This window comes from Collimonas sp. OK307 (assembly GCF_900113705.1).
Taxonomy (GTDB): domain Bacteria; phylum Pseudomonadota; class Gammaproteobacteria; order Burkholderiales; family Burkholderiaceae_D; genus Collimonas.
Genome location: NZ_FOQI01000015.1, coordinates 33,404 through 48,074 on the forward strand (window position 1 = coordinate 33,404; position 14,671 = coordinate 48,074).

13 protein-coding genes are annotated in these 14,671 nt (G+C 58.0%); 8 read left to right on the top strand and 5 right to left on the bottom strand.

The annotated features are described in order from the left end of the window. Positions 1-6: 6 nt before the first annotated feature. From BM205_RS18155 to yjgA, 3 genes are read right to left on the bottom strand one after another with little or no spacing between them, the layout of a single operon-like run. Positions 7-1,041 (bottom strand): TRAP transporter substrate-binding protein, encoded by a 1,035-nt coding sequence (locus tag BM205_RS18155; protein WP_092416267.1) that lies wholly within the window; start codon positions 1,039-1,041, stop codon positions 7-9. 55 nt (positions 1,042-1,096) lie between these two features. Continuing rightward, positions 1,097-1,714 (bottom strand): molybdopterin adenylyltransferase, encoded by a 618-nt coding sequence (mog, locus tag BM205_RS18160; protein ID WP_092416360.1) that lies wholly within the window; start codon positions 1,712-1,714, stop codon positions 1,097-1,099. A gap of 4 nt (positions 1,715-1,718) precedes the next feature. Further along, the gene (gene yjgA, locus BM205_RS18165; protein WP_092416268.1) at positions 1,719-2,333 is read right to left on the bottom strand and encodes a ribosome biogenesis factor YjgA; all 615 of its coding nucleotides are present in this window, start codon (positions 2,331-2,333) and stop codon (positions 1,719-1,721) included. Between the two features lie 76 nt (positions 2,334-2,409). On the opposite strand from yjgA, the gene pmbA reads away from it, so the two are divergent. The 7 genes from pmbA to tal all read left to right on the top strand — a co-directional run bounded on the left by pmbA (position 2,410) and on the right by tal (position 11,472). Next, the gene (gene pmbA / locus BM205_RS18170) at positions 2,410-3,774 is read left to right on the top strand and encodes a metalloprotease PmbA (RefSeq protein ID WP_092416269.1); all 1,365 of its coding nucleotides are present in this window, start codon (positions 2,410-2,412) and stop codon (positions 3,772-3,774) included. 441 nt (positions 3,775-4,215) lie between these two features. After that, complete coding sequence (locus tag BM205_RS18175) at positions 4,216-5,766, top strand: sugar ABC transporter ATP-binding protein (RefSeq protein ID WP_092416270.1); 1,551 nt, start codon at positions 4,216-4,218, stop codon at positions 5,764-5,766. A gap of 22 nt (positions 5,767-5,788) precedes the next feature. Further along, entirely contained in the window at positions 5,789-6,808 is a 1,020-nt protein-coding gene (locus tag BM205_RS18180; RefSeq protein WP_371326511.1) for an ABC transporter permease subunit, read from the top strand. An 89-nt stretch (positions 6,809-6,897) separates the two neighbouring features. Beyond that, complete coding sequence (locus tag BM205_RS18185; protein ID WP_092416272.1) at positions 6,898-7,842, top strand: ABC transporter substrate-binding protein; 945 nt, start codon at positions 6,898-6,900, stop codon at positions 7,840-7,842. 83 nt (positions 7,843-7,925) lie between these two features. Further along, positions 7,926-8,915 (top strand): LacI family DNA-binding transcriptional regulator, encoded by a 990-nt coding sequence (locus tag BM205_RS18190; RefSeq protein WP_254783953.1) that lies wholly within the window; start codon positions 7,926-7,928, stop codon positions 8,913-8,915. Positions 8,916-8,982: 67 nt separating this feature from the next. Then, a complete protein-coding gene (xylB, locus tag BM205_RS18195; RefSeq protein ID WP_371326512.1) occupies positions 8,983-10,452 on the top strand; it encodes a xylulokinase in 1,470 nt (489 codons plus the stop codon). A 51-nt stretch (positions 10,453-10,503) separates the two neighbouring features. Continuing rightward, complete coding sequence (tal, locus tag BM205_RS18200; protein ID WP_092416275.1) at positions 10,504-11,472, top strand: transaldolase; 969 nt, start codon at positions 10,504-10,506, stop codon at positions 11,470-11,472. Between the two features lies 1 nt (position 11,473). Here the strand turns inward: tal and BM205_RS18205 are convergent, their stop codons facing one another. Further along, positions 11,474-12,793 (bottom strand): hypothetical protein, encoded by a 1,320-nt coding sequence (locus tag BM205_RS18205; RefSeq protein ID WP_092416276.1) that lies wholly within the window; start codon positions 12,791-12,793, stop codon positions 11,474-11,476. Then, on the bottom strand, positions 12,790-13,743 hold the full coding sequence (locus tag BM205_RS18210) for an ABC transporter ATP-binding protein (protein ID WP_175511314.1): 954 nt from the start codon (positions 13,741-13,743) through the stop codon (positions 12,790-12,792). The genes BM205_RS18205 and BM205_RS18210 overlap by 4 nt, the downstream gene beginning before the upstream one ends. 219 nt (positions 13,744-13,962) lie before the next feature. Between BM205_RS18210 and BM205_RS18215 the strand changes: the two genes are divergently transcribed. Beyond that, complete coding sequence (locus BM205_RS18215) at positions 13,963-14,526, top strand: hypothetical protein (RefSeq protein ID WP_092416278.1); 564 nt, start codon at positions 13,963-13,965, stop codon at positions 14,524-14,526. The last annotated feature ends 145 nt before the right edge of the window (positions 14,527-14,671 follow it).

Consider the following 14,671-nt stretch of genomic DNA (forward strand, 5'->3'; position numbering starts at 1 on the left):
GCCGGCTTATTTTGACGCTTGTGGCGCAGGTGACGCGCCCGTGAGGCAGAGTCCGACGATATCTGCGGCATTGGCCTTTTGCTGCCAGGCCGCGACCTGGCTTCTTGCGGCACTGCGCAGACTGTCTTGTATCTCTTGCGCAGGCGCCAGGTTCAAGGCCATTTTATGCTCGCGCATGCGTGTGTAGTTGCTGGCAATGCGATCCTTGACGTTGCTCCATGAGCTGGCTGCGGTACGTTTGGCGGCTTCGGTCAGTATCGCCTGCTGTTCCGGTTTCAACCGCTGCCAGACATCCTGGTTGATGACGGTGTAACTCAACGGAATCGAGTAGCTGACAGCGCTGAAATTGCCCAGCTGTTCCCACAAGCGGTTGCCTGCGCCGCCGTCGCCTGACGACAGCACTGCATTCAACTCGCCGGCAGCCAGTTTGGGCGGAACCGCCGAAAACGGCAGATTCACGCTCTGAGCACCAACCTGCTCAAATACAGCGCGGCTATTTTCGTCGTAGGTGCGAATCCGCAGCGCCCGCAGTGCCGCCAAATCGGTCAGCGGCGTCGCCGACCAGATACCGGACGGCGGCCATGGCGTGACGTACAGCAGATGCGCATTGAGTTTGCTCAGATGCTGCTCAACGGCAGGCTGGGAGCAACTCGCGAGCGCCTTGGCTTCATCAAAATCATTTACCGTGAACGGCAGCGAAGACAGCAGGAAGAAAGGATCGCTGGCGCCGACGATGCCGGCAAACAGCGTGGCCATTTCGACCTTGCCGTCGCTCACTGCGCTGACTTGTGCGCCGCCCTTGAACGGATTCTGTGCTTCCTGCTCGGTGCTGATGGCGAGTGTGTCGCCGGCTAGTTGCCTGACATTGGCGGCAAACTGCAAGTCGGCAGAGGCAGTGATCGAGGTCGCCGGATATTCATTGATCAGGCGCAGGGGCTGGGTTTGCGCCAATAAAGGTAAGGGCGAACTCAGTGCCAACGTCAGTAGCGGCAGAAGCAAGGATCGGGCAATGCAGGGTTTGGATACGATCGCTGGCAACATGGATGCTGTCCGCTAAAAGAGTTGGGTGAGGAGGGCTTGTCGGCGTCGACCGCGCCTACGCAGGTTTGATCGCCGATTTCGGCCGGAACGCCTTGCAGACTGCTTCGTTAGTCTCAATGTAGGGACCGCCGATCAGGTCGATGCAATAAGGCACCGCAGCGAAGATGCCCGACACTTTTTGCTTGCCGTCTGCATCTTTCAAGCCTTCCAGCGTTTCCTTGATGGCTTTCGGCTGGCCTGGCAGGTTCAGGATCAGGGCCGCATGGTCGGCACTTTCACGTATCACCGCGACTTGCCGCGACAGGATCGCCGTAGGAACGAATTGCAGGCTGATCTGCCGCATCTGTTCGCCAAAACCTGGCATTTCCTTGGTAGCGACCGCCAGCGTTGCTTCCGGCGTCACATCGCGCCGGGCCGGGCCGGTGCCGCCGGTGGTCAGCACCAGATCGCAATGATGTAGATCTGCCAACTCAACCAGGGTTTGCTCGATCAGCGCGCGTTCGTCAGCGATCAGGCGGGTTTCGACTTCCCAGGGACTGGTGAGCGCCGTCGCCAGCCAGTCTTGCAGGGCAGGGATACCTTGATCCTGATAAACACCGGTGCTGGCGCGGTCCGAAACCGACACCAGGCCGATTTTCAAGCTTTGCTTCGGTTCAGGATTAGTTGCGCCCATCGTATTAATTGTGCTGGTCTTCGTCGTCATCGTGCTCGCTATCGTGCTCGCTATCGTCCTCGCCATCCCGATCAGCTGATGGCTTTTGCAATTGCTTCAGCAACTGGAAAATTTCGCGATAAGCCTTCGGCGGCTTGTTCTCGGCTTGTTCCTTGCGGCCGTTGCGGATCAGGGTGCGGATGTGCTGCACATCCAGTTCCGGATGCTGCGCCAGCAGTTCGGTCAGCGCGTTATCGTCCTTCAGCAGGCGATCGCGGTGGCGTTCCAGTGCGTGCATGGCGGCGGTATCGGCTTTCGACAAGCCTCTCCAGCTATCCAGGGTTTTCTGGATTTCGGCGATTTCGTGCGGCTCCAGCGTACGCATCTTCTTGCCTACATACTGAGTCTGGCGGCGGCGTCCTTCGTGATCCTTGATTTGCTGGCACTCGAGGATGGCGTCGCGCACATCTTCCGGCATCGGCACCCGCTTGACGCGGTCGCGCGACTCGGCAATCAGCTCTTCGCCGAGCTTCTGCAATGCAGTCATCTCGCGCTTGAGCTGGGACTTGGAGGGACGATCGTATTCTTGTTCGAACTCGCTGGACTGAAAGCCGCAGGAGCCACGATTGGGATTTGGCATGATGTTAAGGGTACTTCCATACTGTAAACGACTGCTATGATAACCGTTTTATACCTTTTTCGAAGAAAACCGACCCATGAGCGACTCCGTATTCATACATAGCCAAGAGCAATTGCAACAACTTGCGCAGGACGTTTTGCGCTATGCACGGGAAAAAGGCGCTTCCGGCGCCGCCGTTGAAATCAGCGAAGGCAGCGGTTTGTCGGTGGGCGTGCGCAAGGGAAGCGTCGAAACCATCGAGCAAAACAAGGACAAGGGCATGGGCGTCACCGTCTATCTGGGCGAGGAAGGCCATACCCGGCGCGGCAATGCCAGCACCTCCGATTTTTCGGCAAAAGCGCTGCAGGACACGGTCGAAGCTGCCTACAACATCGCCCGCTTTACCGCCGAGGATGATTGTGCCGGCTTGCCAGATGTTGATACTTTGGAAATGAATCCCCTGGATTTGAAATTGTGCTCGCCGTGGCTGATCTCTGCCGAAGAGGCGGTGGAACTGGCAAAACGTTGCGAAGCAGCAGCATTTGCCGTTGATAAACGTATCACCAATAGCGAAGGCGCCGGCGTCTACGCCCAGCAATCGCACTTTGTCAGCGCTAATTCGCGCGGTTTCATGGGCGGCTATCCATTTTCGCGGCACACCATCTCGGTCGCGCCTATTGCTGGCAAGGGCAGCAAGATGCAACGCGACGACTGGTATTCGTCGATGCGCGATGCGAAGCAGCTGGCCAAGCCGGAAGCGATCGGGCGTTACGCTGCAGAGCGAGCATTGGCGCGGCTGAACGCCCGTCAGCTGGATACCCGCAAGTGCCCCGTGCTGTTCGAGGCGCCGCTGGCGGCAGGCTTGTTGGGGGCTTTCGTGCAAGCGGTGTCGGGCGGTGCGCTGTATCGCAAGTCGACTTTCTTGCTGGATACGCTGGGCAAGTCGGTATTTGCGCCGCATATCCAGATTGTGGAAGATCCGCATGTTATCGGCGCGGTGGGTTCGGCGCCGTTCGATGAAGAGGGCGTCAAGACGCAGCGCCGCGATGTGGTCAAGGATGGTGTAGTGCAGGGTTATTTCCTGTCGACCTATTCGGCGCGCAAGCTCGGCATGAAAACTACCGGCAATTCCGGTGGCTCGCATAACCTGAGCATCACTTCTTCGCTCACCAAGTCTTCGGATGATTTCAAGGCGATGCTGAAGAAGCTCGATACCGGCTTGCTGGTGACCGAGCTGATGGGGCAGGGCGTCAATTACGTCACCGGCGATTATTCGCGCGGCGCCTCCGGTTACTGGGTTGAGAAGGGCGTGATCCAATACCCGGTCGAGGAAATCACGATTGCCGGCAACATGAAAGACATGCTGGCGCAAATCGTTGCGATCGGCGCCGATACGCTGATTCGCGGCACCAAGCAGACCGGCTCGGTGCTGATTGAAAGCATGACCGTGGCAGGGAACTGACCGGGGTATTTCGACACTCTGCGCCAAGCGGTTTTAGCTGTATACGACACCTCCTTCATGGAGGTGTTTTTTTGTCTTCATCATTTGTGTTGTGTAAATATCAAAAAAAGCAAGCGCTTGCGCAAGCGCTTGCTTTCCTCTAATATTGATCGCAAATCAGGTCGTTGGAACTAGTCCGGCAGTTGTCCGGCAGTTGCTCCACCTAGGTAAAAACAAATACGCAAGGAGACAAATGAATATCCCGCATCCCACAGAGGCGCTACGGCCTCGTTCCGCACCTCGCTCAAAAATTGAGATTGAACGGTCGTTCCCGGTATCGAAATTGCCGAAACAAACATCTTGTTAATCAGTTTGTACTATTTTCATCGGGTCATACGAACTGCTTCATCCCTATGGCCGTTTTCATAAAAATGATTGATCAGTCAAATTTAGGGGCTATTCATGAAACCTGAATCAGGCGCAACACCGATTCTCGAGATGCGCGGCATCTCCAAGACCTTCAGCGGCTTGAAGGTGCTGAAGGAGGTCGACCTGACCGTATTTGCCGGCGAAGTCCATGCCTTGATGGGCGAGAATGGCGCCGGCAAGTCGACGCTGATGAAAGTCCTGTCGGGCGCCCATCAGGCCGATGCCGGCGGCGAGATCCGTATCGACGGCCAGCGCGTGGCCAGTTACGGACCGCGTGCCGCCAAGGAGCACGGCGTCGCTGTCATCTATCAGGAACTGAGCTTGTGCCCGAACCTGAGCGTGGCGGAGAACATCTATCTCGGCCGCGAACTGCGCGGGCGCAGCTGGACCGTCGACCGCAAGGCGATGGAGGCGGGTTGTGTGGATGTATTGATACGCCTGGGGGCGGATTTCAAGCCGCAGACCAAGGTCAGCACTTTGTCGATCGCGGAGCGTCAGCTGGTGGAAATTGCGCGCGCGGTCCATGCCCACGCCAGGATCCTGGTGATGGACGAGCCGACTACGCCGCTGTCTTCACGTGAGACTGATCGTCTATTTGCTTTGATCAGGCAATTGCGCCAGGAGGGGTTGGCGATTGTCTATATCAGCCATCGGATGGCTGAAATATATGAGCTTTCGGACCGGGTCTCGGTACTGCGTGATGGCAAGCACGTAGGCATGCTGGCGCGCGAGGATTTGTCGGCCGAGGCGCTGGTAAAAATGATGGTGGGGCGCGATCTGTCCGGTTTCTACAAAAAGGAACATGCGCCTTACGACCCCGGCAACGTCGTCATGCGGGTGCGCGATATGGCGGATGGCGGCCGGGTTCGAGGCTGCAGTTTCGATCTTCATGCTGGCGAAGTGCTTGGCATCGCCGGGTTGGTGGGGGCCGGCCGTACTGAACTGGCGCGCCTGATTTTTGGCGCCGATCCGCGCATTTCCGGCACGCTTGAAGTGGCAGGCAAGGCGGTGACTTCGCTACGTGGACCGGTCGATGCAATCCGCGCCGGCGTGGTGTATCTGACCGAGGACCGTAAATCACAGGGCTTGTTCCTGGACATGAGCGTGCGCGACAACATCAATGTCTGCGCTTGTGTGCCCGATGCCAGTTATGGCGGCGTGCTGAATCGCCGTCGCGGCGCGCAACGTGCTAGCGAGGCGATCAAATCTCTGGCGATCCGGGTTGCCTCGCCGAATATCAACGTCGGTGCGCTGTCGGGTGGTAATCAGCAGAAAGTATTGCTGGCGCGTCTGCTGGAAATCAAACCGCATGTGCTGATCCTGGATGAGCCGACGCGCGGCGTCGACATCGGCGCCAAGTCGGAGATCTACCGGATCATTAACGAACTGGCGCTGGCCGGTATCGGCGTGGTGGTGATTTCCAGTGAATTGCCGGAAATCGTCGGTACTTCGGACCGCGTACTGGTGATGCGTGAAGGTGAGCTGGTGGCCGAGCTGGGCGGTCATTCAGGGCGTGAAATCAGCCAGGAAAACATCATCGAACTGGCTACCGGCGCCCAACAAGTGGAGCCGCAGGCAGCCTGACTACCCGTAACACATTGACATCATAAATCAGAATAGCAAGGAGACGAAAATCATGGAATTAGCGAGTAATAGCGGCGCCGCCGTTGCAGTCGGCAAGCGCGAACAAATGCGCAATCTGTTACGCACCGTCGGCATGCTGCCCGTGCTGTTGTTGCTGGTCCTGGGTTTTGCCCTGATGAGCGAGAACTTCTTCACGGTGCAGAATCTGTCGATCATCACCCAGCAAGCTTCGGTAAATATTGTCCTCGCTGCCGGCATGACCTTTGTGATCCTGACTGCCGGCATCGATTTATCGGTCGGCGCGATTTTGGCGGCGTCGGCAGTGGTAGCCATGCTGGCTTCGCTCTCGCCGCAATTCGGCATGCTGGGGATTGCAGCAGGGATTGGCTTCGGCCTGTTGCTGGGATTGACCAACGGCGTGTTGATTGCGTTCATGCGGCTGCCGCCGTTCATCGTCACGCTCGGCGCCTTGACCGCGATGCGCGGCCTGGCGCGCCTGCTGGCAGATGACAAGACCGTCTTCAACCCGGAACTTCCGTTCGCATTTATCGGTAACGACTCGGTGCTGGGCGTGCCGTGGCTGGTCATCATTGCCTTGCTGGTGGTGGCGGTTTCCTGGTTCATCCTGCGCCGGACCGTGATCGGTGTGCAGATCTACGCGGTTGGCGGCAACCACGAGGCGGCGCGCCTGTCCGGCATCAAGGTGTGGAAGGTGTTGTTGTTCGTGTATGCGGTATCCGGCCTGCTGGCCGGCCTGGGGGCGGTGATGACGGCATCGCGCCTGTCTGCCGCCAATGGCCTGCAACTGGGGCAATCCTATGAGCTGGATGCGATCGCAGCGGTGATTTTGGGCGGTACCAGCTTTACCGGCGGCGTCGGCTCCATCGGCGGCACCCTGATCGGTGCGCTGATCATCGCGGTGCTGACCAACGGCCTGGTGTTGTTGGGCGTTTCCGATATCTGGCAATACATCATCAAGGGCATCGTGATTATCGGCGCGGTGGCGCTTGACCGTTATCGGCAATCGGGTGCGCGTACTTAAGTTTTGTAAATAAGCAGACCACCCGGGTGCGATAAGCTGGTCGTTGCGCAGGGGTTTTTATATGACCAGTAACAGGAGATAAGTGCATCATGAAAAAAATCGCTCTCGCGGCATTGGCATTACTTCCGCTCACTTTGGCTCTGACGCTGTCGACGTCAGCCCAGGCACGTGAACTGAAATCGGTAGGCATCACCGTCGGTTCGCTCGGTAATCCTTATTTTGTAACGCTGGCCAACGGCGCCAAGGCAAAGGCCCTGCAAATCAATCCGAACGCCAAGGTCACCGCAGTCTCGGCCGACTATGATCTGAGCAAGCAGTTTACGCAGATCGATAATTTCATTTCAGCGGGGGTCGACCTGATCTTGCTGAACGCCACCGATCCGGTCGCCATCGAGCCCGCCATCAAGAAAGCCCAGAAGGCGGGGATTGTGGTGGTGGCGGTGGATGTCGGCGCCAAAGGCGTTGATGCCACAGTACAGACCGATAACGAAATGGCTGGCCGGCTGGCCTGCAAGTTCCTGGTCGATAAACTAGGCGGCAAGGGCAACGTGATTATCCAGAACGGGCCGCAAGTCACTGCCGTGATCGACAGGGTGAAGGGCTGCAAGACGGTATTCGCCGCAGCGCCAGGCATCAAGGTATTGTCGGATGACCAGGATGGCAAAGGTTCACGCGAAGGTGGTTTGAACGCCATGCAAGGCTACCTGACACGCTTCCCGAAAATCGACGGTTTGTTCACCATTAACGATCCGCAAGCGATCGGGAGCGATCTCGCCGCCAAGCAGCTGAAGCGCAAGGGCATCGTCATCACTTCGGTCGATGGCGCACCGGATATCGAAGCAGCACTGAAGTCGGAAACCTCGATCCAGGCTTCCTCCAGCCAGGACCCTTGGGCCCAGGCGCAGGATGCGGTTGCGATCGGCTATGACATCCTGAACGGCAAACGGCCGGCCAAGCCTGTCGTGTTGCTGACACCGATGCTGATTACCCATGATAATGTCGCTAGTTATAAAGGTTGGTCGAGTCAGCGGTAATGTTGACAAGGCGGCCGCTGAGGCAGAGTTGTTCGCGGCCGCCGGTTTAAAGCATAAAAAAGGGGACGAAAAAATTGGCTACGATGGATGATGTCGCAAGAATCGCGAAGGTATCGACTTCGACGGTCTCGCATGTATTGAACGGTACGCGCAAGGTGCGGCCGGCTACCGTGCGTGCGGTGGAGGCGGCAATCCAGGAGCTTGGCTACATACCCAATACCTTGGCGCGCTCGCTGGCGCGTTCGACATCGAACACCATCGGCGTGGCGATTTCAGCGCTCTCCAATCATTATTTCAGCGAAACCGTGCACGCCATCGAAACCGAATGCGCCAAGCACGGCATCATGATGTTGTATGTCGATACCCGCGACGATCCCGAGCAAGAGCTACGCGCGGTCAAGGCGCTGCATCATCGGCGGGTTGACGGCATCCTGCTGGCGCCGTCCGCCGATCCGCAGCACCTGGCACTGGAGTATCTGCGCGCCAACGAGATCCCGGCGGTGCTGGTCGACCGGCTGGTGACGCAGGGATTCGACCAGGTCGGCGTGGAAAACAAGAAGTCGTCGCAGGTACTGGTCAGTCATTTGATCCAGCATGGCCACAAGCGCATCGCGCTGATTTCCGGCAGCGTCGGCCTGCCTACTACCGATGAACGGATCGAAGGTTATCGGGCCGCACTGGATGCTGCCGGCCTGCCGTTCGATCCGGCGCTGCAGGTCAGCGGCGAATCCAGCAGCGAACCGGCGCGGCGGGCAACCCGCCAGCTACTGACTCTGGCAGCGCCGCCGACAGCTATCATGACGGCCAATAACCTGATGACCATCGGCGCCATGCATGCCTTGCGCGATGCCAAGATTGATGTGCCGGAGCAGATCGCCCTGGTTGGCTTCGACGATTTCGACTGGGCCGATTTTTTTATTCCGCGCCTGACAGTGATGGCGCAGCCGGTAAAGGAATTGGGAACGCGGGCGGTCAAATTGCTGATGAAGCGGATTGAAACACCCGAAGGGAAAAAGCAGACGGTACGGCTGGCGCCGACGCTGCGCGTCCGTAACTCCTGCGGCTGTCTTTGATGCCTTCCTGATTTGAACCAGCGCCAGAAATTGAGAAATGTAGAAATGGATATTTATGGGTAATCCCATCTCACTCGGGATAGATCTCGGCACTTCGGAACTGAAAGCGATATTGCTGGATGAGAGCGGCACGGTGTTGACACATGCCGGAGTCCGACTGAGCATCTCGCGGCCGCAAGCCGGCTGGTCCGAGCAAAACCCGGAGGACTGGTGGCAGGCCTGCCTGACGGCCTTGCATCAGTTAAGGCAGCAGCAGCCGGACGCGTATGCCAGAGTCCGTTGCATCGGCTTGTCGGGGCAGATGCATGGGGCCGTGTTGCTGAGTCATGGCGACCAGGTGTTGCGTCCGGCGATTCTGTGGGACGATTCGCGTGCCATGGCGCAGGCGCAATTGCTGTGTCATGAACATCCCGGGTTTGCCGATTTCACCGGCAGCCTGCCGATGGCCGGCCTGACCGCTCCCAAGCTGCTATGGCTGCGCGAGCATGAGCCGCAAATATTCAACCAGATTTCCTGCGTGCTGTCGCCCAAGGATTATTTACGTTTACGCTTGACCGGCGAACGCATCAGCGATGTCTCCGATGCCGCCGGTACGCTCTGGCTGGATGTGCGCAAGCGCGACTGGTTTGAACCGATGCTGCAAGCCACCGGGCTTGAGCTGAAGCAGATGCCGAGGTTGGTGGAGGGCTCGGCGGCGTCCGCCGACTTGAGTGCTTCTGCAGCATCGTTATTGGCATTGCAACAGCCGGTGGTGGTAGCAGGCGGCGGTGACAATCCGGTATCGGCAGTTGGGATCGGTGCGATTGAGGCCGGCCAGGCCTTTGTCACGCTCGGCACCAGCGCCGCCATTGTCGCCATTACCGATCGGGTGGCAGGTAATCCGGCCAGCGCGGTGCACAGCTTCTGCCATGCGCTGCCGCAGCGCTGGTACACCATGGGCGCGATGCTGGCCGGCGCCAGTTGCCTGCGCTGGGTTACCCACTTGTTGGGGCAGATCAACGAGCAAGCTCTGCTGCAACTGGTGCAGGAACGCGTGCCTATCGAGCAACCGGTTCCGGCCGCGATCCCTTTGTTCTTGCCTTACCTTGCTGGCGAGCGCACACCGCACAACGATCCGTTGCTGCGCGGTGGATTCATGAACTTGGCGCATGACACGACACCGGCGATGCTCGGTTACGCCGTGCTGGAAGGCGTAGGCTTCGGCCTGCTCGATGCGATGCGTGCGGTGCAATCGGCGGGAGCGGTGGTAGGCCAGTGTTCATTGGTCGGCGGTGGTGCACGCAGCAACTATTGGGCGCAATTGTTATCGAACATCCTCGACCGGGAGATTTGCACCTTGTCGGGCAGTGAACTCAGTGCCTGCATCGGCGCCGCCAAGCTGGGTTTCCTGGCGTATGGACGCGGCAATGACTTGCCGGGCCGGGGCATGCCGGTAAAGGAACGCTTCGTTCCAGCGGTCGCACAGCAAGAGATGCTGCAAGCGCGCTACCAGAAATTCCGCGGATTGTTCGCGGCGGCGCAAGCCTTACATGATTGACGACTGAATTATTGCAAATTGATTAATCCATTTTCTACAAGGACATGAACTATGAATCAGCTGGACCAGCTCAAGCAATACACGACAGTAGTGGCCGACACCGGAAACTTCAAACAACTGGCGCAATTCAAGCCACGCGACGCTACCACCAATCCATCGCTGATCCTGAAAGCAGTCCAGCAAGCCGACTACGCGCCGTTGCTGGCGGAAACAGTCGCAGCCCATGCCGACAGTGCGCTGGACCAGATCGTCGATCAGGTACTGGTGCGGTTTGGCCTGGAGATTTTGCAAGTGGTGCCGGGCCGGGTGTCTACCGAAGTCGATGCGCGACTCAGTTTCGACACGGCTGCCACGGTTGCCCGGGCGCGCCGCATCATGGCTTTATATGAAGCTGCCGGTATCGGCCGCGAGCGGGTGCTGATCAAGATCGCCTCGACCTGGGAAGGGATTCAGGCGGCAGCCATCCTGGAGCGCGAAGGCATCCGCTGCAACCTGACCTTGCTGTTTGCGTTCTGCCAGGCGGTTGCCTGCGGCGCCGCCAAGGTACGCCTGATCTCGCCTTTCGTCGGCCGCATCTATGACTGGTACAAGAAATCCGCCGGTAGCACTTGGGACGAATCCGCGAACACGCTTTCGAGCGACCCTGGCGTCAAGTCGGTGGCGCAGATCTACAGTTATTACAAACGCTTCGGAATTGAAACGGAAGTAATGGGCGCCAGCTTCCGTAACGTCGGCCAGATCGCCGCGCTGGCAGGTTGCGATCTGCTGACCATTAGTCCGGATTTGCTGGCGCAGTTGCAAGCCAACGATGCGGCTATGCCGCGTGCGCTGGATAAGAACGCTGCCGCTGACGCCGACTTGCAAGCTGTCAGTTACGACGAAGCGAGTTTCCGTTATGCGCTCAATGAAGACGCAATGGCTACCGAAAAACTGGCCGAAGGGATACGCGGTTTTGCCGCCGATGCGGTCAAACTCGATAAGATCATCGAGGGTTTGCTGGCATCGGCGCTGGTTTCTTAAGTTACGCCGCCTGCGGCAGCAAGTCGTCCTTCAAGGCTTGCTGCCGCCAACGCCAGCCTAACAGCGCCAAAGCCAGCAGGGCATGCAACGCGGCTATGCCAAGCATCACCCAGCCATTGCCGATATGCAGCGGCATGAAGAATATGGATAGGGATTTCAATCCCATCATCTTGCTCAGGAACGGCAGCAAGCCGTTGATGAGCGCGAGATACAAGATGGTGGTGGCGCCGACTCGCTTGCTCTTGCCGGAAAAGGCGAAGAACAGGTATACACAGCAGTCGCGCAACAACATCAGGGCGAGCGTCAGGGCCAGGAACGACAGACTGGCGATGGTTGCCGACAGCTTGAATGGCAGGTCTTCGCCATTACTGAACTGCAGCAGTAGCGCAAAACAGAAACTCAAGACCAGCGTAGTTGGCCAGATTGGCAAATTACGGAACAGGCCATGCCAATTGCCAGCTTTTGCCCGGGTAATGACACGTTGCCAGAGCGCGATGTCGTTTTCTTCCGAGAATAGCGCCGCGTAGGTCATGGCCATTGAGAACAGCAGGGCAATCCACGGCAGCCCGGCACCGTCGGTAAAGCCGGCGACATAGACTGCCAGCAGGCAGCAAGCCAGTGGCCAGGCCCAGGGAATGGTCGTGATTTGCAGCGCGCTGCTCATACTGCGCCATGCCGCAAATACAGCGAAGGCGGCAAAGAATATCGTGCTGGCCAGCAGAAACGCGCTATACGCAAACGGCTGCCCCCACCAGAGAACGGAAGCGTCGACTCCAGAGCGCAAACGTGGTGCGAACAGGAAAACCATCAGCACCACTGCCCAGGCAATGCCGCCACGCTGCACTGCACGGATGTCGCTGCGCATCAAATGCAGGTTCAGGGCAATCGTCGCTGCATGCATCAGTATGCCTAGGGCTACCAGCGTCAAGCTGCTGGTAAATGTCATGGCATCCTCTCGCGTCAGCGCGGCGATCGCGAATACCAGCAAGCAAAGAACGCCGCCATACCAGTTGAAAGCTGTGGCGCCGAACAGCTTGCCCCAGGTCATGGTCCAGGGATTGAGCGCGCTCATGCGTTGCTGGTCCCAGGTTTTGTCGCGGATTTCATCGATCACGGCGCTGCTGGCGCTGCGGGTTCCCCACAGGCAGACGATGCCGCCAAACAAGATCAACGCTATGCTGTCCAGCGGCAGGCCGCCAAGGAAATTATTGCTTGCGATGCTGAATGCGAAAAAAATCAATCCCAGGATGGCCGGCATGGCAATCAAGCGATGTAAGGAGAATTGCAGCCACAGGTTACGTTTGAATTCAGGATTGATCATGATGCGCTCCTGGCAGTTTGACCGTTATTTTCATAGCTGGCGACTGAGCGCAGATACGATTGCTGCAGGTTTTCCTTTTGATCGGTAAAGCTGGCAACCGCCAGTCCGCCATCAATCAGGCGCGCCAGCAATGCCGCCTGGGCGTGCTCGTCGCCGCTGAAGACGAAATCGGCGCTACGCTCGTCGCAGGCGCTTATCTGCACGGACGGCTCGGTGGCCAGTTGCGCGCGCAAGCTGGAATTGGCTTGAGCCAGAGTGATCCGCAGTGATTTGTGTTGAGCGAGTTCGATGCTGTCGTGGGCCAGCGCGCGATATTCCAGTACTTTGCCATCGCGCAAAGCCAGCATATGAGTCGAATACTCATCCAGCTCCGCCAGGATATGCGACGACACCAGCAGCGTCATGCCTTGCGCCTGCAGCTGTCGAAACAGTCCCGCCAGGCTGGCGCGCGCTTCGGGGTCGAGGCCGGATGCCGGTTCGTCCAGCAGCAGGATTTTCGGACTGTGAATGATGGCCTGGCCGATGGCGACACGCTGGCGCAAGCCGCGCGACAGCTTGTCGCAGGTCTGCTGCAGGCGTTCTGTCAATCCTAGTTGCTGCGCGGTAGTCTGGGTCGCCTGCGGGATCGCCGACGCCGGCAAACCTTGGGCGGCGGCCGCATATTCAAAACACTGCGCCACGGTCAGCGCTTGATACAAGCCATAGAAATCGGACAGGTAACCCATGATCCGGTGTACTTCACGCGGCTGTTCCAGCACATCCATGCCAGCCACGCTGATCGAACCGGAAAGTGGGGTTTCCAGACCCGCAATGCAGCGCATCAGCGTGGTTTTGCCGGCACCGTTGGAGCCGACCAGTGCAGTCACGCTACCGGCTTCGACCTGCAGGCTGACCTGATGCAAAGCGCGGTGACCGGGGTAATCGAAGGTAAGGCCGGAGATTTTTATCATGTGATTGAATCGATCCATTAATCAGTCAATAAGGTGACGTAGGGAGCATGACAGCAATGCAAGCTGCTAATAATAAAGCAATGTGTGAAAAGGATACGCGACAAATTGCGCCTCGCAACATCGTGTATCAAACCGTGGCTAGCTGTTACCAATTGATTCACCTGCTTCGTTGATGCGGCAACTCCGGTTAAATAGCTGATTTATCTATTGGAGATTGTTATGCACACCAAGCAGCTGTTGTCCGCTTTGAAGCTGGGTTCGCTTGCAGCTTTGTTCAGCGTGGGGCTGGCATCCTCGGCGCTGGCAGCGCCGGTGATGGATTTTCACGTGGAGGATGTATTGTCGGTGGCCGGCGGGGTGAAGGACGAGTTGCATCTGAACGCGAATCAACAGACTTTATGGCGCCAGCTGGAAACCAGGACGCACACCATCCTCAGCGACAGGGAAAAGCGGCAACACGATCTGCAAGCCAATATGAGCAACGGTCTCAAGGATCCGGCGATCGATTTGCGGCAGTTGTCGGCAGCGATTGATACGGAATCCGGATTGGCTGCGCAGGAAGGGCGCCAGTTGCGCGAACTGTGGCTGACCATGAACGATGCACTGGACGATCAGCAGCGCCAGGCGGTTCGCTTGTTCCTGGCGGATCGCCTGGTGCGCGTAGATAAGGTGTCTTGCGAGCCCGGCTCAACGGCTGGCAAGGACAAACCGTCCGGCAAGGGCCATGGTAAAGGCATGGGCGGTATGGGGGGCATGGGAGGGACAAACGGCGGCGGCATGTAATTGCATGCCACGTTTTTTCATTGGAAATTTTTTTGCCAGGAATGATTTAACAAGAATTTGCAAATTTACCATTTTCCTGTCGAACCGAACCGGAGTTTTCCCTTCTAAAATGTTTGCAGCTGTTTTGGCTGATGTCTACCGATGC